Source organism: Rhodococcus sp. MurmanLake-1, from assembly GCF_056945715.1.
Map to the genome: position 1 here is coordinate 85,803 of NZ_JBWZNF010000003.1, position 18,318 is coordinate 104,120.

The window sequence follows — 18,318 nt, forward strand, 5'->3', positions numbered from 1 at the left end:
ACATGTATTAAGTTACCGACGAGTAATAAACTTCGGGCGGTACTAGGAGTGCTGGACCGCACCACCTCACTGGGAGAAGCAGAAGACATGGGCCATTACAAGAGCAACGTTCGGGACCTGGAGTTCAACCTCTTCGAGGTTCTCGGACTGGAGAAGCCACTGAGCGAAGGCGCTTGGGGCGACCTGGATGCCGACACTGTCCGCAACATGCTGGCAGAGGTCGCACGCCTGGCCGAGGGACCGCTTGGCGAATCTTTCGCCGACGCGGACCGCAACCCCCCTGTCTTCGATCCCGAGACGCACACCGTTGCACTTCCGGAATCCTTCAAGAAGTCGTTCAAGGCTCTGTGGGATGCCGAGTGGTACCGCATGGGACTGAGCGAAGAGGTCGGCGGCGTGCCGGTTCCCCGCTCCGTCGTGTGGGCCATCGGTGAGCTGATCCTGGGCGCACAGCCTGCAGCGCACATGTACCAGGCCGGACCCGCCTTCGCGGACGTGCTGTTCAACAACGGCACCGAAGAGCAGAAGAAGTGGGCAGCCACCATCGTCGAACGCGGATGGGGCGCCACCATGGTCCTCACCGAGCCCGACGCCGGCTCCGACGTCGGTGCCGGACGCACCAAGGCGATCAAGCAGGACGACGGCTCCTGGCACATCGAGGGCGTCAAGCGCTTCATCACCTCGGCCGACTCGGACGACCTGTTCGAGAACATCTTCCACCTCGTTCTCGCTCGCCCCGAAGGTGCCGGACCCGGCACCAAGGGCCTGAGCCTGTTCTTCGTCCCGAAGACGCACTTCAACTTCGAGACCGAAGAGTTCGGCGAGCGCAACGGCGTCTTCGTCACCAACGTCGAACACAAGATGGGCCTGAAGGTCTCCGCCACATGTGAGGTCACCTTCGGTGGCCACGGCATCCCCGCACAGGGCTGGCTGGTCGGCGAGGTCCACAACGGCATCGCCCAGATGTTCGACGTCATCGAGCACGCTCGAATGATGGTCGGCACCAAGGCAATCGCCACCCTCTCCACCGGTTACCTCAACGCTCTCGATTACGCCAAGCAGCGTGTTCAGGGTGCTGACCTGACCCAGATGACCAACAAGGCAGCGCCGCGCGTGACCATCACGCACCACCCCGACGTGCGTCGCAGCCTGGCAATGCAGAAGGCATACGCCGAAGGCCTGCGCGCGGTGTACCTCTACACCGCAGCACACCAGGACGAGGTTGTCGCCCAGCTCGTCTCGGGCGCAGACAAGGACACCGCGTTCCGCGTCAACGACCTGCTGCTCCCGATCGTCAAGGGCGTCGGCTCCGAGCGTGCGTACCAGTACCTGACGGATAGCCTGCAGACCCTCGGTGGCTCCGGCTTCCTGCAGGACTACCCGATCGAGCAGTACATCCGCGATTCCAAGATCGACTCGCTGTACGAAGGCACCACGGCCATCCAGGCTCAGGACTTCTTCTTCCGCAAGATCGCTCGTGACCGCGGCGTCGCGCTCGCTCACGTTGCCGGACAGATCAAGACCTTCATCGACAGCGAAGCCGGCAACGGTCGTCTGAAGGCGGAGCGCGCACTGCTCGCCACCGCACTCGAAGACGTCCAGGCCATGGCTGCCACGCTCACCGGCTTCCTCATGGGAGCTCAGGAGCAGCCCACCGAGCTCTACAAGGTCGGCCTCGGTTCCGTCCGCTTCCTGATGTCCGTCGGCGACCTGCTCATCGGCTGGCAGCTCCTCCGCCAGTCCGAGATCGCTCTCGCGGCACTCGACAACGGCGCTTCCGACAAGGACAAGGGCTTCTACGAGGGCAAGGTCGCCATCGCGTCCTTCTTCACCAAGAACGTCCTGCCCGAGCTCACCGCTTCACGCGAGATCATCGCGAACACCGAGAACGACATCATGGAGATCGACGAAGCAGCATTCTGATTCGTTCCTGATTCATGAAAAGTGCCGGTCCCGAGAATATTTCGGGACCGGCATTTTCATGCTCGGCAGTCAATGGAATCTGTGGTCATCTGCGCTCGACGGTCGGGCAACTGATCTGTGCGGACAGTACGGACGTCGTCGGTTGTTCGCCGGGCCGTGCCGCCGTTCCTACCAGGGAAAGCGCCACGCGCCTGCGGTCCGGAGAACTGACTATTTCGATGGAATTGTCGACGCCGCCGCCGAAGGACACGAACTGTCCGCTCTGATCCGAGAACATCATCGTCGCCCCGGACTGACCTGGTTCCGGGTTTTCGTTCACGTAGACCTGCAACTGGAAATCACGCCCCGGATATTCACCGCCGCCGTCGTACTCGTAAAAGGAACTGGTGTGCACCTCGTAGGCCCACTGGCGGTGACCGGCGGGCAGCGAATCCGCCCAGTTGTGCTCGAAACACGTGACGGATCCGGGCAGCGAGACATTGGCTGCGCCGCTCCACCCACCGGACAGGGTGATGGCTCCGTATGGCGCTGCTTCGGACTCGTGCCGATCGGAAGGCAAGGGCGGAACGGTCACGGGTCCGACATTGCGACCGGTGAACTCGAAAAGCCTCTCGCTCGACACGAACGGGGGCGACTCGCGCTCACCGGCACAGGAGACAACCGACAGGGTGGCCATGACCAGTACCGCGCACATACCGCGTCTACGAACCGGCACCTCGACTCCCCCGTTCCGTTTCCAACAGAATACATACCGTTCGGTCTCCAAGTTGCCGGACGTGTCCGACACATCCCATTCATGGGACAGCTCGCCCGCTACCGATGTGATTGGGTGAGCACGAACGTCCACTGAACCAGCACTCGGTTCTTTCGAAGGCCGAGTAGATCAACAGACAGGTGATCATCGTGGTCGCACCAGAGCACGCACAACTCGATTACGCCCCTGAACTGGCATTGACCGCCACGGACTTGGCGCTCGACGGCCCATGGGGGCCGGTGTTCGGACCCGTCAATCTCGAGATTCGTGCGGGCGGTGTGACCATCCTCGAAGGCTCCGCCGGTTCAGGACGTACGTCCTTACTTCTGACACTCAGCGGACGAATGAAAGCCAGTTCCGGATCACTGTCCGTCTTCGGTCGAACGCGTCCCCGAGAGATCTTCGAGATCGCCGGGGTCGCCGGGTTCGAGGACATCGACGAGCTTGCCGAGTCCGTCACCGTCCGAGATCTGATCACCGAACAAATTCGCTGGGATGCGCCCTGGTACAAGCTCATCGGACGTGCCGGAGACCGCGAACTCGAAGCGGTGTGCGCTCCCGTCTTCGGCGATCATCCCTTACCTGCGCTCGGCCGGTACGTCAGCGATCTCGGGGAACTCGAGGCGACCCTGCTGCGTATCGCCGTCGCGAACACGAAGAAGCCGGCCCTGCTCGTCGTCGACGATCTCGAACAGGTGCGGCGCGACTCCGAACGCGCGTACCTCGTCGAGCGACTCGTCGAGATGGGGAGCTACCAGACCATCATCGCGTCGACCGTCAACCCGCTGCCCGACGGATCACCCATCGATGCCGTCGCCCTGCTCCAAGAAGTCACCAATCCCGACCAAGAAGGGGCGAGGTAACCGCGATGCTCGCTGGAATGTCTCTCGGAACCGAACTCAAGCGGTTCTCCCGCGGCGCGATGCCCAGGATCGCACTCGTCACCATCATCTTGATGCCACTGCTGTACGGCGCAATGTACCTGTGGGCCTTCTGGAATCCGTTCGGTGAGGTCAACAAGGTCCCCGTCGCACTGGTCAACACCGACCGCGGTGCAATGGTGCAGGGTCAAGAGCTCAAGGCTGGCGACGAAGTAAGCCAAGCACTTCTCGATTCCGGTGAGCTCGATCTCCACCTGGTCTCACAGCAGGAAGCCGAACAGGGAGTCTCGGACGGGACGTACTACTTCTCTCTCACTCTGCCCGAGAATTTCAGCGAGGCCGTTGCCTCCCCGACGTCCAAGGACCCCCACAAAGCTCAGTTGCAGTTCACCTTCAACGACGTCAACAACTACCTCGGCACCATCATCGGCCAAAATGCCGCCCAGCAGGTTCTCAGTCAAGTCAGCGACAAGATCGGCGCGCAGTCCGTCGAGACGGTTCTGGTCGGATTGACCGATGCGGGTGCAGGTTTGAAGCAGGCCGCCGACGGAGCACTCCAGCTCTCGGCCGGAGTGAACACTGCCAATGCCGGAGCCGGCGAATTGGCGTCGGGCTCGAAAACTCTGGCAGACAACATGGTTACCGCACGTGACGGTGCAGCCACTCTTGCCGGCGGTACAGCGCAACTCTCGACCGGTATCAATACCGCCACGGACGGTGTCCTCGCACTGACCGACGGTTTGGGGCAACTCGATCTCGGAGCCGTCCAACTGGGCGACGGCGCAAGCCAACTCAGTGGTGGCGTCACCCAGGTCGTCGACCAACTGAGCGTCCTCGGGAACACACAGGCAGACGTTGCACAACTGGTCGGGCAGGCGGTGGCCAGCCTTCGGCTGAACCCGGATCCTGTCAGCCAACAGATCGCCAATGCCCTCGCGCCTGCCCAGGACATGCTGCGCACTCAGGGTTTCGGTGAAGCGACCATGGGCCAACTGGGCGAACTCAAGAGCGGTGCACAACAACTCGCTTACCAACTCGACGATCCGTCGAGCACCTTCCGAGCCGGGCTGAATGCCGCGGCCAACGGCGGCGGTGAACTCCGCAACGGCCTGGTGCAGCTGCGTGACGGCGGTCAGCAAGTCAACGACGGCGCGCAAACCCTCAGCAGTGGACTGGTTCAACTCACCGACGGCAGCGTCCAACTCTCCGATGGTGCAGCCAAACTCGCCGACGGCACCGAGCAACTCCGTGCCGGGTCTGCCGAACTCGCGACCAAACTCACCGAGGGCGCCGGTCAGATTCCCAGTTGGACCGATCAGCAGCGAACCGCAACCGCTCAAACCCTCTCCAGCCCGGTCGAACTACAGGAGACCTACGAGAACCGGGCAAGCACCTTCGGTACCGGTTTTGCTCCGTTCTTCCTGCCCCTCGCGCTGTTCGTGGGCGGCATCATCACCTGGATGCTGCTCAAGCCGCTCCAGAACCGGCCCATCGCAAACGGACTCGGCGCGCTGCGAGTGGTCCTCGCCTCGTACTGGCCGGCATTGCTCATCGGCATCTGCCAGGTGATCGTGATGTACCTGGTCGTGCACTTCGCCGTCGGCCTGCACCCCACACACGCCCTCGGCACCGTCGGATTCCTGATGCTCATCACTGCCACGTATATGGCGTTGATCCAGGCATTCAACGCCATCTTCGGAGTATCCGTCGGACGCGTCATCACCCTGGCGTTCCTGATGCTGCAACTGGTTTCGGCCGGCGGCATCTATCCCGTCGAAACCACCGCGAAACCGTTCCAGATCATCCACCCCTTCGACCCGATGACCTACGCGGTGAACGGGCTACGACAACTCACCGTCGGCGGTATCGACTCGAGACTGTGGGTCTCGATCGCCGTCCTCGGCGGCCTTCTCGTCGCCTCACTCGGGGCCAGTTCACTTGCTGCACGCCGAAATCGGCAATGGACCATGGACAGGCTGCATCCGCCGATCGAAGTCTAGGTCAGGGTCTCCGGCCAAGGCTCCACGGTCAGCGCAGGCCATTCCCTGCGCCACCGTGCCGCCTTGGCCTCGTAAACCTCTCTCGGCGCCAGCACCGGGTTGGGGCGGACGATCATGTCGAAAAGATCGTCGTATCCATGCGGGGCATACACGTCCACAGTGCCGCCCGCGGCCTTGGTGATCCCGAAACAGCAAGTTGTGGAAGCGAAGTGGTCGATAGCGTCGCGGCAACTGGTGAACGGAACGCCGGGAATCCCGAAATGCTGCTCGTACCACAGGTGCACGCGGGCTTCGTTGCGTACTTCGACATCGGCATCCACATCGGCGAACAGTTCTGCCGCCGAACGAATCACACGGTCCTCCGCGTCGTAGCTCAGATCGCCGGCGTCGAAATAGAAGAGGTCGTAGTCCTTGATTCCGGCGCCGAGGTCACGGCCGTCGATGTGATTCCAGACGGTTTGGAAGAGCCCACCCGCCGTCAGGTACCACTCCGGCAATCCCAGCTTCGGCGCCCGATCCACGATCGTTGCGACCACTGGATTGGCCAGGGCGATCTCGAGAAATCGTTCACGCATGCTCGTCAGCCTCTCATATGACAAGTAAACTTGACATCATGTGACAAGTATTCTTTACTTTTCCTATGACTGGAAAGGCCGGCGACAACAACGTGCGGGAGCACCGACGCCTCGCCGGCCTCACCCAGGCGCAACTGGCCACGGCAGGTCAGGTGAGCAGACAGAGCATCGTCTCCGTCGAACGCGGCGACTACGCACCGAGTGTCTACCTGGCACTTCGCCTGGCACTGGCACTGGGGACCACCGTCGAAGCGCTCTTCCCCTTACCCGAATCGGCACTCACCGCAGAAATTCCAGAGGAGACGGCATGAGCACCATGATGAAGGCAATGCGGTTCGTCGGAGATCTGGACGACGACTTCTACAAGGACGAGCGGCAGCGCGACGTCTGGAACGAAGCCTCGGCGGTGGGATTGCAGAGTGTCTTCTGGGCAGTCTTCGTCAGCTCGGCGATTCTGCCCTGGGTCGCCGGCCGAACAGGGGCGTGGATCTCGCTCGCGCTGCTGATCGTCGCGCTGTTCGGCTCGGTGGTCACGATTGTCTATGCACTTCGACGCGACGTCGATGTCTACGTGTTGTCCAACTACAACCGTCCCCGGGTCGTGATCAGCATCGCGCTGTACCTCGTCGCCGCAGTCGGCATCATGGCGCGCCTCAAATTCGATTCGTACGAAGAATCGTCCACGTGGGTCGGCGCTCTCGTCGGCGGAATCGTCGGTGGCGGCGTCGCAATCGCGGCAGTCAAGCTTCACCAGCAGCGCGCCAAGCGACGCGAAGCGGCCGAAGAACTTCTCTGAATTCCGGAAGTCTGCCCGGCACAACGGAATCCATAGAGTTGGTAAAATCGTGCCAGGTCAACCGATCGCGAGTAACGTCGAAACGGTGAGCACTCGCCTCGGATACCAGATGCCCAACTTCAGCTACGGCGGTCCGGTCAAGGACCTCTTCCCCACCGTCATAGCGCAGGCCCGCGAAGCCGAAGCCGCAGGCTTCGACACTGCATTCGTGATGGATCACTTCTACCAACTCCCCGGAATCGGAGCGCCGGACGCCCCGATGCTCGAGGCCTACTCGGCGCTCTCCGCGCTGGCGACGGCCACCGAGACCATCCAGTTGTCTGCACTGGTCACGGGAAACACCTACCGCAATCCGCCCATGCTCGCCAAGACCGTCACCACCCTCGACGTGGTGAGCGGCGGTCGGGCCATCCTGGGCATCGGCGCCGGTTGGTTCGAACTCGAACACAATTCGTTCGGATACGAGTTCGGAACGTTCACCGAGCGCTTCCAGAAGCTCGACGAAGCACTCCAGATCATCGCGCCGATGCTCCGCGGTGAGCGCCCAACCTTCGACGGCAAGTGGTACCACGTCAAGGACGCCATCAACGAGCCTCGCGTCCGCGACGACCTGCCGATCCTGCTCGGCGGCGGCGGTGAGAAGAAGACGTTCGGCCTCGCCGCTCGCTTCGCGGATCACCTCAACATCATCTGCGACCCGTCGGAACTGCCCCGCAAGATGGAAGCACTTGCGGCACGCTGCGACGAAGCCGGTCGCGATCCCGCAACCCTCGAGACCAGCTTCCTCACGTTCATGATGATCGACGAGGACGGCGACAAGGCTCGCGCGCATCAGCGAATGTTTCTCGCGGAGCGTGGCCTCGACATCACCACGGCGCCGCAAGACGTGGTCGCCAAGGCCACCGAGCGCCATTTCGTCGGCAGCCCGGACGACGTCGCCGAGCAGGTTCAGACGCGCATCCTCGACCACGGCATCGACGGCGTCGTGATCAACCTGATCACCAACGGCGAAGAGCCAGGCATCGTCGACCTCGCGGGCCGCACCCTCGGCCCACTCGTCGGCAAGTAGGTCCCTACTCGCACTTCACGATCGGCACCGGGTCGTACTTGACGGTCCGGGTGTTCGAGGAAATCTCGGCGCCACTCGCGTGGTCGGTGATCACGCGGGTGTCGCTGACCGTGAATCCGGGCGCACCGCTCGAAGCCACACAACCAGGCCCCTCCGGCAACGTCACGGTGTTCGGCGACGTCGGCGACGTACGCGGGCCGGTCGTCGAAGCGACATCGACGGTTTTGGTTCCCCAGATCCGAACGGTGATGTTCGACGACGTCGCAATCGTCTCGATCATCACGCCGGTCTTCGCCGGATTACGGAACTGCAAGTCGATCGCTCCATCGAAGATGGTCGCCTCACGCGCCTCGGGGTACCGCGAGATGTAGTAACTGTGCTCGGTGTGCGCGACGTCGTCCATGCCTGCGAAATACGTCGCGTTGTAGAGCGTCGTCGCGAGCTGGCTGATACCGCCGCCGACAGCCTTGTCCGGGCGACCATTGTTGATGATCCCCGACTCGACGTATCCCTGAGCCGCACCGCGCGGACCCGTGTACTCGTTGAGCGAGAACGTATCCCCTGGCTTGATCACGGCCCCGTCGATCTCCGATGCGGCCAGGCCGATATTCACACCAGACGCGTATTCGAAACCACCGGTGGTGAATTCGCCGATCACCTCGTTGATGCCGAGGGCATCCGCGGCTTCGGTGGTCAACGCCGGCGGGACCGGTCCGTACACGGCGGGCGTTGCCCGAGAAGCCGTGCTGCCCAGCAGAACCGGAAGTTCCTTGACCGTGTCCGGCCAGTTGATCAGATCACCGACAACACCCGGCACAACCGACGGCTTACCACCGGCGAAGGTGAACGACGCGTCCTTGGGTTGTACTTCAGTCGATACCAACTGCGGAGTCAGAATCTTGATCGCAGCATCCGTGTTGTACTGCGGAGTCAGCCCACCCGAGCCGTCAGGTGTGAAGGTCAGAACCTCACCGATCTGGTCGACGCCGAGCGTCGCAACCTTGCCGTCACGGCCGTTGACCACGACATCACCCGAGGCAGCCGGAATGGCAATCTCCTGCAGTGCGCGATCGACACCGGCCTGAGTGACCGTCACCGGCACCTCGTCGACCGGAAGATCGACGACGCCACCGTCAGACCACTCCGCGGCGAAGGTTGCGCCCGCCTGCTGCGTTTCGAGAGCCTGCCCGGCGGCAGGTGAAACACCCGTCGCCTTCCCACTCTCGAACACGACTGCGCCTTCGACGGGCGCACGATCGCTGTTCGCCGCAAGCTGCGACATCGAGGCATCCAACGCACCCTGGTCGACCGTCGACACCACGGGCACCTCGCGGGAGCCGAAGAACGACGTGATGCGGGTGATCGGGTTGATCGGCTGAGCGTTCACGCCCGAGAGCGTCGCCGACCAGTCGACGTCCACACCCGCAGATGCGGGAACGATCTCGGCATCGACGCCGCCGGCATGTACCGCTACCGGTTCGACGAGCCTTGGGCCGAGTTCGGCGCGCAGCGTGGCCTCTGCGTCGGCAGGCGTGAGATCACCGATGTCCACCCCGGCGACCTGGGTGCCGCGTGGTGTCTTCCCCGACGACGTGAAGATGTCCACTCCGTAGGCAATCACTGCGACGGCAAAGATGGCGCCGAGTGCTATCGCTGGTTTGACCCACTTACGGGAAGAAGCCGGAGCGGGCGCTTCTGGCTGTTGTTGCGGTGCTGGTGGTGCAACTGCCTCTGGTTCGCGGACAACAGGCTCGTACTGCTGCTGGATGGGTTCGAATTGCTGGGTGTCGTACTGCTGCACGAACTCGGGACGCGGCGGCTTCGGGGGAACCACCACTGCCGGGGGCTCGAACTGCTCTGTCTGCTCGTCGATGGTTTCTGTCGCCGGAGCCGAGTCGACTACTTCCGTCGGCGGTGCGTCCTCCGCTGGGACGACTGGGATGACGGTGGTGACCTCGTTTGCCGATTCGTCGATGGCCGGTTCGACGATTGTGGGCTCGACGATTGTCGGCTCGTCGATTGTCGGCTCGTCGAATGTTGTCTCGACGTCGGTCGGCTCGATTTCTGCTTCGTCGACTGTCGCTTCTGTGGAGTCGATTGCGTCTTCGTCGACTGGCCTTGGTACTTCGGCTGGTTCAGGTCCTACTGATTCAGCCTCGACAACTGCCTCGGTGTCCTCAGGGGTCTTGGGTTCCTCGACCGACTCGGTCTCTTCGACCGCCTGAGGTTCCTCGACCGCCTGAGGTTCCCCGACCGACTCGAGTTCCTGTTCCGGGAGGGACGAGTCCTCGCTGTTCGTCTTCTCGACGGACGGACCCTCTTCGTCACTCACCTGTTGGCTCCTCGCTGCATCAACCGTCGCTGCGGCGCTCACCGACAACTCAATACAGGATATCCGGACATACGAGAGCCCCGCGCTGCTGCCAGGTCGGGGGTCAGGCAGCAACACGGGGCTGTCATGAATATCGGTAGCTATTCTGCAGCGTTACACGCCTGCGCGAAAAAGTTTGCAAAGAGTTCGGGGATCCGGCCACCCCTCGTGGCCGGATCCCCGATTACGCATCCCCTCGCCACGATCACTGCAGGTGAGCGCAGTTTTCAGTCGCGTGGGGAGATTGTGGAGCGGTTACCGCTCGATGATCGCCGTGACACCCTGGCCGCCGGCCGCACAGATCGAGATCAGACCGCGGCCCGAACCCTTCTCCGCGAGCATCTTTGCGAGGGAAGCCACAATACGTCCGCCGGTTGCCGCGAACGGGTGACCTGCAGCCAAGGACGATCCGTTGACATTGAGCTTGCTTCGGTCGATCGATCCCAACGCGCCGTCGAGGCCGAGGCGTTCCTTGCAGTACTCGTCGGACTCGAAGGCCTGCAGGGTTGCCAGAACCACCGAAGCGAAGGCTTCGTGGATCTCGTAGTAATCGAAGTCCTGCAAGGTCAGACCGTTGCGGGCCAGCAAACGCGGAATCGCGTACGTGGGAGCCATGAGCAACCCGTCTTTGCCGTGGACGTAGTCGACGGCAGCGGTTTCGGAATCGACGAGGTGCGCCAGAACCGGAAGATTGCGCTCGGCTGCCCACTCGTCGGTGGAGAGGAGGACTGCAGAAGCGCCGTCGGTGAGCGGCGTCGAGTTGCCTGCCGTCATCGTCGCGTCGCCGAGCTTGGTACCGAAGACGGGCTTGAGCGTCGACAGCTTCTCGACGGTCGAACCGGGACGGAGGTTGTCGTCGCGGGTCAGGCCGAGGAACGGGGTGACGAGGTCGTCGAAGAAACCGCGGTCGTAGGCAGCCGCCATGTTCTTGTGGCTGGCAGCGGCAAGTTCGTCCTGGTCCTCGCGCTTGATGCCGAATTCCTTGGCGGTGATCGCAGCGTGGTCACCCATCGACTTGCCGGTGCGAGGCTCGCCGTTGCGCGGAATTTCGAGGCCGAGCATGCCCGCACGGACGTTGCCGAGCAGCTTGATGCGGTCGCCCGTGGACTTCGCGCGATTGAGGGAGAGCAGGAACTCGCGCGCCTGATCGTTGACGCCGATCGGGGCGTCGGACGTGGTGTCCGTGCCGCCGCCGATGCCCGAATCGATGCGGCCGGCCGAAATGGCGTCGCCGACGGCGATGATCGACTGCAGTCCCGTGCCACACGCCTGCTGAAGGTCGTACGCCGACGTGTACGGGCTCAGCGCGCTGCCGAGAACGGACTCGCGAATGAGATTGAAATCACGGCTGTGCTTGAGCACCGCACCGCCGACGACCATGCCGAGCTTCTCGCCCTGCAGATTGAATCGGCTCACCAGACCGTCGAGCGTCGCAGTGAACATGTCCTGGTTGGACGCCTGTGCGTACGCCTTGTCCGAGCGTGCGAACGGAATGCGATTTCCGCCGACGATCGCAACCGGACGGCGCTGACCTGCGGACTTCGTAGCGGCTGCGGCCGGTGCGGTGCGCGGTGCGGCGGGCTTTGCGTTTGAACGGGCTTTGCTTGTCACTTGCGTCTCCAAGGATGGTGCGATTACCTGTTGAAGACTATTCTTACTCAGTAGTAAGTTACTTGTCTATCGCCGCATTCTTCCGATTGCCCGGTGAGAGACAACCCGAAACACAACAGAAGGTAGGACCGTGGCAGCCAGCAAGGGAGCTCCCGACCTCTATTCACAGTTCCTCTCGTCCGCCCCCGGCGCATTCATCGCGTCGAAGGCCGGCCTGCCCAGGCCCGAGAACCTGCGTCGCTACAAAGCAGGGGAACCCGCACTCGCCGGACCTGTCCTCATCGGCGGCAAGGGTCGGCTCGCAGAACCACTTCGCGTACTGCTCTCCGACTACCCCGCGGCTCAGGCACACGACAGCAGCTTCGGCGGACTCGTGTTCGACGCCACCGGAATCACTCAGGTCAGCGAGCTCGAGCAGCTGTTCGAGTTCTTCCAGCCCGTGATCCGCAACCTCGCACCGTCGGCTCGCGTCGTCGTTCTCGGCACGACGCCGGAAGAAACGTCGAGCGTCGACGAGCATGTCGCGCAGCGCGCGCTCGAAGGCTTCACCCGCAGCGTCGGCAAGGAGATCAAGCGCGGCTCCACCGCTCAGCTGGTCTACGTCTCCCCCAAGGCGTCCACCGGACTGTCCGGCGTGGAATCGACTCTGCGCTTTCTCCTTTCGGCGAAGTCCGCCTTCGTCGACGGCCAGGTCATCGTCGTCGGTGGTGAAGATTCCGTCGCGCCCGCAAGCTGGGACAAGCCGCTCGAAGGCAAGGTTGCCGTCGTCACCGGCGCAGCCCGCGGCATCGGTGCCACCATCGCCGAGGTGCTTGCCCGCGACGGCGCACACGTGGTCTGCGCTGACATCCCGGCCGCCGGCGAAGCACTGTCCGAGACCGCGAACAAGGTCGGCGGCACGTCCCTCGCCCTCGACGTCACGGCGGCCGACGCAGCCGAGGTCCTCGCAGCTCACCTCCTCGAGCGTCACGGCGGAGCCGACATCATCGTCCACAACGCCGGCATCACCCGCGACAAGACCCTCGCCAACATGGACGAGGGCCGCTGGAACATGGTCATGAACGTCAATCTTCTTGCACCGCAGAAGATCACCGAGCACCTCGTCGAGAAGGGCGCCCTCAAGGAAGGCGGCCGCGTCGTCGACGTCTCCTCCATCGCCGGCATCGCGGGCAACCGCGGCCAGACCAACTACGGCACCTCCAAGGCCGGCGTCATCGGCCTCGTACACGCCGAAGCTCCCGTCCTGGCGAAGAAGAACATCACCATCAACGCCGTCGCACCGGGCTTCATCGAGACCGCCATGACCGCAGCCATCCCCTTCGCCACCCGCGAAGCCGGCCGCCGCATGAGCTCGCTCCTGCAGGGCGGCGAGACCGTCGACGTCGCCGAGACCGTCGCATACTTCGCCAGCCCGGCCTCCAATGCCGTTACGGGACAGGTCGTTCGCGTCTGCGGCCAGAGCCTCCTGGGCGCATGATGGCAACAAAGACCGTCGCGCTCACCGAGCAGCCGAAGACCATCGACATCTACTCCCGGGCGGTACTGGGATTGTTGCCGTGGAACAAGTCCAACTCGCGCTCGGTGCCACAGCAGACCTTCACCCTCACCGGACTGAAGGTCGACACCGACAATCTGGCGGCGTACTGCCGCGTGACCGGACTGCGATTCGGCGACACTCTGCCGATCACGTATCCCTTCACCTTGGCCTTCCCGACCGTGATGAAGCTGATGGTGTCGAAGGACTTCCCCTTCGCCGCCGTCGGCTCCGTTCACGCCGAGAACGTCATCGAATCGCTGCGGCCCATCTCCGTCAGCGAACCGCTTGACCTCTCGGTGCATGCCGAGAACCTGCGTGAGCACCGCAAGGGCCTGCTGATCGACGTGATCACCGAAATTCGGGTGGGACGGGAACTGGTCTGGCGACAGACCTCGAGCTTCCTGAACCAGCAGAAGACCTCCCTGTCCGGCCAGCCAGGTCCGGAGCCCAAGGCCGACGAGGTCCCGCCGATGCCGATGAGCACCATCCGCGTCGACCAGACCACGATCAGCAAGTACGCCGCTGTCTCCGGCGACCGCAATCCGATTCACGTCTCGTCTCTGGGCGCCAAGGCTTTCGGTTTCCCGAAGACCATTGCTCACGGAATGTGGAGTGCCGCGGCAGTTCTGCGGACCGTCGAGGGGTCCGTCGCGGACAAGGTCACCTACAGCGTGCGTTTCGGCAAGCCGATTCTGCTACCGGCGACGCTGAATGCCTACGCTGATCGCACCGACGACGGCTGGGATCTGTCGCTGCGTCACCCGAAGAAGGGTTACCCGCACGTCACTGCGACGCTGCGCTGACCTAAGTTTTGTCGGGTTTCCCACCCACCCCAATTGAGCGAACGTACCTTTCGGCGCCTTGGATGCGCTGAAAGGTACGTTCGCTCAGATTGGTTTGGGGGCTATTCGGACTTCTTCTTGCCCGACAGACCGCGCCACGCGAGGGATTCGAGTAGATCCGCTGCGGCATCCACTTCGATTTCCCCACCCGCGACCCGGTCGGCTACCGCCTCACCGGCGCCGACGAGCGCGATGGCGATGATCCCGTAGTCGTGCGCGGCATCAGGATCCTTGGTGCTGGACTCGAGCAGATGCGCAGTCAACTCGATCAACCGATCGCGGCTGGACTGCACGGTTCCCGCAAAAGCCTGCTGCCCGACGGCCTGACGGTAGAGCACCATCCACGACTTGCGGTTTGCGCCCACGAACCCGAGGAAGCCCTCGAGAGCGGCGCGCAATTGTTCACGCGGAGTCAGGTTCGGCGCGCCGGCCGGGGCGAGCGCTTCGAGGAAGCGGAGCCCTTCACGATGAATGCACGCCGCGAACAGCTCTTCCTTCGAGCCGTAGTACAGGTACAGCATCGGCTTCGAGATCTCGGCTTTGGCTGCGATGGTGTCCATCGAAGTTTCGTGAAACCCCCTGTCGGAGAACACGTCCACAGCCGCGTCGAGCATCTGCTGCTCACGCACTGCGCGTGGCAGTCGCTTGGTACCGCCGGCCATGCTTCCTCCAACCACAGGGTAAATGTCGATCTTACTCTACGGTAAGATTGTGCGTCGAATCCTGACTTCGACTCAGCAGGTCACGGCACCTTTGGCAGTGGCAACTGTGACCACGGCCTGATCGACCCGCGCCTGCGGAAGCTCACCGGACGCGACGGCCCGCTCGAGATGGTCGAGCACCCGCGGAACGTCGTCGGTTGTCAGCCACAATGCCTGATCGACTCCAGCCACCAGCGCAGCCTGAACCGCGTCGGCAATATCGTATCGGTCGGTGATCGCCTGCATTCCGCTGAGGTCGTCGGTGAATACCGGGCCGGTGAACGGCGCTGCGCCGTAACCCACTCCGTCGCGAAGCAACGCGACGGCGGCGGGGCTGATGCTGGCAGGGGTACCGGGCTCTGTCAGACCGGGAACCTCGAGGTGACCCATCATGACGCCGACTCCGGTTCCCGACAGCTCCCGGAAGGGAATCAGGTCCGACGCGATCAGATCCTGCAAGGGCGGCGTTGTCACCTCACCCCGGTGCGAGTCACCCGACGCGCTGCCATGTCCGGGAAAGTGCTTGATCACCGGGAAGATTCCGGCATCGCGCATACCCTGCGCGTACGCACCGGCGTAGGCAACCACGATCTGGGGGTCGTCGGAGTACGAGCGGTCCCCGATCACGGAGTCGTCGGGTTGGCTGCTGACGTCGACGTCGGGGGCGTAGTTGACGGTGATCCCGAGATCCTTCAACCCGCGTCCACGCTCGAGCGCCATCTGGTACGTCTGTTCCACTGTCATCGTCTGCGCCGTTTCCCTGGCCGACGGATCGGGCCCGAGGATGTCCGCGACGCGGGAAACTCGTCCACCTTCTTCGTCGATCGTCACCATCAACGGCAACTTCGACGCCGAAGCAACCTGCGGCACTTCGCGATTGGTGAGCATCGACTGATCGGTCCAACTTCCGACGAAGATGCCGCCGATCTCCTCGTTCTGCACTATCGACAACGCGTCGTCGGTCCCGGTGACGCCGACGTTGAGCAGCTGGGCAAGTTTCTGACGCAGGGACAGTGAAGCCAGAAGGTCACTACCGCACGACGCGGCGACGGGCGCGGAGCTGGATGCCGCAGGCGTCGACGTGATCTCGGAGGTGGTGCTGGTCGGGGCGCTCGAAACCGGATCGGCGGTCCCGTTTTCGCCCGAGCATCCCGCAACCAACCCTCCGCATAATGCAATGGTCGTCGCAGCCTTCAGAAACTTGATCCGCATACCTCGACCGTAACGGACCCGGTACCCATACACTCCCTCACGGGCACATCGGGACGGTAGCCTGGAAGAGAACCGATTCCCCCGCTGACGAGGAGGTCGTGATGCCACAAGGTCTGATGCTCATCGCGTACGACGGTTCCGACAACGCCAAGCGTGCAGTCGACTATGCGGGGCGTTTCCTCTCCGCCAATCGTGCTGTTCTCGTCACTGCCTGGGAGCCGATGGTTCGCCAGGCCGCTCGCATGTCCGGCCTGTCCGGGGTGATGCAACCGGAGTGGGTTCCCGACGACGACGTCGAGGACATCGCGTACACCGACGCCAAAGTCACCCTCGCCGAGGGCGTCGCACTGGCCGAGGCCGCAGGCCTGACCGTCGAAGGCAGAAGCGCCGAGTGCCGATCCGCGATCTGGTCTGCAATCTGCGAAACCGCAGACGAATTGGACGTCGACATCATCGTGACCGGCACCCGTGGCACTACGGGTTTGCGGTCGCTACTGCAGAGCAGCGTCGCGGATCATGTTCTGCGTCACAGTCATCGGCCGGTGTTGATCGTCCCTCCAGGGAAGTGACCTTCGCGCATTCCTGATCCGTGGCCGACTAGTGTCGAAGCCACCATGGACGGTTTTGTTCTCTCGCGCCCCGATCACAGCGTGGTCACCCGCGGCGTACGACGCAGCTTCGACAGCTCCGACGCGGCCACCCACGCTCTGTCGGCAGGTACGACAAAGCTGATCGTCGGAGCGCTCCCCTTCGACCCGGCTGCCGCAACGGCGTTGTACGAACCTGCCGAGGCGACGATCACGTCGCGGCCGTGGCAACCGCGCGATCCCCAGGCCCTGCCCACGACCCGGGTTGACCGGGAGATCCCGTCGTCGTCGGAGCATCTTCGTCGGGTGGAAAAGTTGATCGGACGCCTCCGCAGCGGAGAGATCGACAAGGTTGTCGCGGCTCGCACTGTGGAACTTCGCACGCAGACCCCGATCTCTCCGACCGCGCTCGCCGCACGCATGGCGGCGCTCAATCCCGTCGCCAACACCTTTGCCGTCGACCTCTCTGCTGCGGGAGCCGAATTCGAGGGCCACAGCCTGGTCGGCGCGACGCCCGAAGTATTGGTCAGTCGACGCGGGCGCGTCGTGACGTGTCGCCCGTTGGCCGGGACCACAAAGCGATCCGCCCACGCCGATCAAGACCGCGAGGCAGGCGAAAGCCTTCTGCATTCGACGAAGAATCTGGCCGAGCACGCCTTCGTGACGGCGTGGATCCGCGAGGTCCTGCAACCGATGTGCAGCGATCTGTCGGTGCCGGTAACTCCCGAACTGACCAATACTCACGAGGTCTGGCACTTGGCCAGCCCGATCCGCGGCACGCTGCGAAACGACACCACTGCGCTCGACCTCGCCATCGCTCTGCATCCGACGCCCGCGCTGTGCGGAACACCCACCGACGCGGCACTGAAAGTCATCCGCGAGACCGAGGAGCCTCGCCGTTTCTACGGCGGCGCCGTGGGATGGTGCGACGAGGCCGGTGACGGCGATTGGGTGGTTGCCATCCGCTGCGCCGAGATCAGTGCAGACGGCCGCAACGCCTGGGCCAGCGCGGGTGGTGGAATTGTCGCCGAATCGGATCCGCAGGACGAACTCGACGAGACATCTACGAAACTGCGCACTCTGTTGACCGCGCTCGGTGCCGAAACCCTCGACTGACCAGCACGTCACGAGGGTAATCGTCCGGATTCTCGAGTGCGGGTGATACCTTGACCCGAGCAGTTCGTACGGGCCGGTAAGTCCGTCCGACCGCGAACGACCGACTAACGACCAATTGGGAGATCCGCGATGACGAAGTTCCTTGTCCCCGGTGTGGCCAGCGCTGTCATCGGTGCCGTTCTGGGTGCCGGCGTCATCTTCGGTGTCACGGCCGCCGCGTCGGACAACACTCGTCCCGAGATCGACCGCAGCGGAAACGCAGATTCTTCCGTGCTGAACCAGGTTGAGTACGGCAGCCGCTGAGAGCGCAGGCCTCGCGAGTTCCCGTTCTTCCGCCGACGCA

Annotated in this window: 17 protein-coding genes; 11 read left to right on the forward strand and 6 right to left on the reverse strand. The window is 63.3% G+C overall.

All coding sequences use genetic code 11. From position 1 onward, the window contains the following. The first annotated feature begins 87 nt into the window (after positions 1–87). Positions 88–1,923, forward strand: coding sequence for an acyl-CoA dehydrogenase (locus tag AC2ETI_RS10440; RefSeq protein WP_020906438.1), 1,836 nt, complete (start codon positions 88–90; stop codon positions 1,921–1,923). A gap of 85 nt (positions 1,924–2,008) precedes the next feature. On the opposite strand, the gene AC2ETI_RS10445 is transcribed toward AC2ETI_RS10440, so the two are convergent. Beyond that, on the reverse strand, positions 2,009–2,638 hold the full coding sequence (locus AC2ETI_RS10445) for a hypothetical protein (RefSeq protein ID WP_244891399.1): 630 nt from the start codon (positions 2,636–2,638) through the stop codon (positions 2,009–2,011). Positions 2,639–2,817: 179 nt separating this feature from the next. Between AC2ETI_RS10445 and AC2ETI_RS10450 the strand changes: the two genes are divergently transcribed. Then, positions 2,818–3,540, forward strand: coding sequence for an ATP-binding cassette domain-containing protein (locus AC2ETI_RS10450; RefSeq protein ID WP_019747147.1), 723 nt, complete (start codon positions 2,818–2,820; stop codon positions 3,538–3,540). A 5-nt stretch (positions 3,541–3,545) separates the two neighbouring features. Beyond that, positions 3,546–5,558 carry a YhgE/Pip domain-containing protein gene (locus AC2ETI_RS10455; RefSeq protein WP_019747146.1) on the forward strand — a complete coding sequence of 671 codons (2,013 nt, stop codon included), beginning with the start codon at positions 3,546–3,548 and terminating at the stop codon, positions 5,556–5,558. Here AC2ETI_RS10455 and AC2ETI_RS10460 read toward each other — a convergent pair. After that, positions 5,555–6,133, reverse strand: a complete 579-nt coding sequence (locus AC2ETI_RS10460) for a nucleotidyltransferase family protein (protein WP_020968602.1) — start codon at positions 6,131–6,133, stop codon at positions 5,555–5,557. The two genes, AC2ETI_RS10455 and AC2ETI_RS10460, sit on opposite strands and share 4 nt — an antisense overlap. A gap of 65 nt (positions 6,134–6,198) precedes the next feature. Between AC2ETI_RS10460 and AC2ETI_RS10465 the strand changes: the two genes are divergently transcribed. From AC2ETI_RS10465 to AC2ETI_RS10475, 3 genes are all read left to right on the forward strand, one after another. After that, complete coding sequence (locus AC2ETI_RS10465; RefSeq protein WP_019747144.1) at positions 6,199–6,444, forward strand: helix-turn-helix transcriptional regulator; 246 nt, start codon at positions 6,199–6,201, stop codon at positions 6,442–6,444. Then, entirely contained in the window at positions 6,441–6,929 is a 489-nt protein-coding gene (locus tag AC2ETI_RS10470) for a hypothetical protein (RefSeq protein WP_019747143.1), read from the forward strand. The genes AC2ETI_RS10465 and AC2ETI_RS10470 overlap by 4 nt, the downstream gene beginning before the upstream one ends. 85 nt (positions 6,930–7,014) lie before the next feature. After that, positions 7,015–7,998 carry an LLM class F420-dependent oxidoreductase gene (locus AC2ETI_RS10475; RefSeq protein WP_195849569.1) on the forward strand — a complete coding sequence of 328 codons (984 nt, stop codon included), beginning with the start codon at positions 7,015–7,017 and terminating at the stop codon, positions 7,996–7,998. A 4-nt stretch (positions 7,999–8,002) separates the two neighbouring features. Here the strand turns inward: AC2ETI_RS10475 and AC2ETI_RS10480 are convergent, their stop codons facing one another. Beyond that, positions 8,003–10,330, reverse strand: a complete 2,328-nt coding sequence (locus tag AC2ETI_RS10480) for a VanW family protein (RefSeq protein WP_355333745.1) — start codon at positions 10,328–10,330, stop codon at positions 8,003–8,005. A gap of 294 nt (positions 10,331–10,624) precedes the next feature. After that, the gene (locus AC2ETI_RS10485; protein WP_259117384.1) at positions 10,625–11,980 is read right to left on the reverse strand and encodes an acetyl-CoA C-acetyltransferase; all 1,356 of its coding nucleotides are present in this window, start codon (positions 11,978–11,980) and stop codon (positions 10,625–10,627) included. A gap of 130 nt (positions 11,981–12,110) precedes the next feature. Between AC2ETI_RS10485 and AC2ETI_RS10490 the strand changes: the two genes are divergently transcribed. After that, positions 12,111–13,457, forward strand: coding sequence for a 3-oxoacyl-ACP reductase (locus tag AC2ETI_RS10490; RefSeq protein WP_113682200.1), 1,347 nt, complete (start codon positions 12,111–12,113; stop codon positions 13,455–13,457). Then, a complete protein-coding gene (locus AC2ETI_RS10495) occupies positions 13,457–14,320 on the forward strand; it encodes a MaoC/PaaZ C-terminal domain-containing protein (RefSeq protein WP_042950937.1) in 864 nt (287 codons plus the stop codon). The genes AC2ETI_RS10490 and AC2ETI_RS10495 overlap by 1 nt, the downstream gene beginning before the upstream one ends. Before the next feature lie 101 nt (positions 14,321–14,421). On the opposite strand, the gene AC2ETI_RS10500 is transcribed toward AC2ETI_RS10495, so the two are convergent. Then, positions 14,422–15,021 carry a TetR/AcrR family transcriptional regulator gene (locus AC2ETI_RS10500; RefSeq protein ID WP_003945885.1) on the reverse strand — a complete coding sequence of 200 codons (600 nt, stop codon included), beginning with the start codon at positions 15,019–15,021 and terminating at the stop codon, positions 14,422–14,424. A 72-nt stretch (positions 15,022–15,093) separates the two neighbouring features. Then, positions 15,094–16,272 (reverse strand): glycoside hydrolase family 3 N-terminal domain-containing protein, encoded by a 1,179-nt coding sequence (locus AC2ETI_RS10505; RefSeq protein ID WP_483633875.1) that lies wholly within the window; start codon positions 16,270–16,272, stop codon positions 15,094–15,096. Between the two features lie 101 nt (positions 16,273–16,373). On the opposite strand from AC2ETI_RS10505, the gene AC2ETI_RS10510 reads away from it, so the two are divergent. The 3 genes from AC2ETI_RS10510 (at position 16,374) to AC2ETI_RS10520 (ending at position 18,278) form a co-directional block, all read left to right on the forward strand. Continuing rightward, positions 16,374–16,841: a universal stress protein gene (locus tag AC2ETI_RS10510; protein WP_003945900.1), complete on the forward strand. Its 468-nt coding sequence runs from the start codon at positions 16,374–16,376 to the stop codon at positions 16,839–16,841. A gap of 45 nt (positions 16,842–16,886) precedes the next feature. Next, a complete protein-coding gene (locus AC2ETI_RS10515) occupies positions 16,887–17,975 on the forward strand; it encodes an isochorismate synthase (RefSeq protein ID WP_483633876.1) in 1,089 nt (362 codons plus the stop codon). 129 nt (positions 17,976–18,104) lie between these two features. Further along, positions 18,105–18,278: a DUF2613 domain-containing protein gene (locus AC2ETI_RS10520; protein ID WP_003945488.1), complete on the forward strand. Its 174-nt coding sequence runs from the start codon at positions 18,105–18,107 to the stop codon at positions 18,276–18,278. Positions 18,279–18,318: the final 40 nt, after the last annotated feature.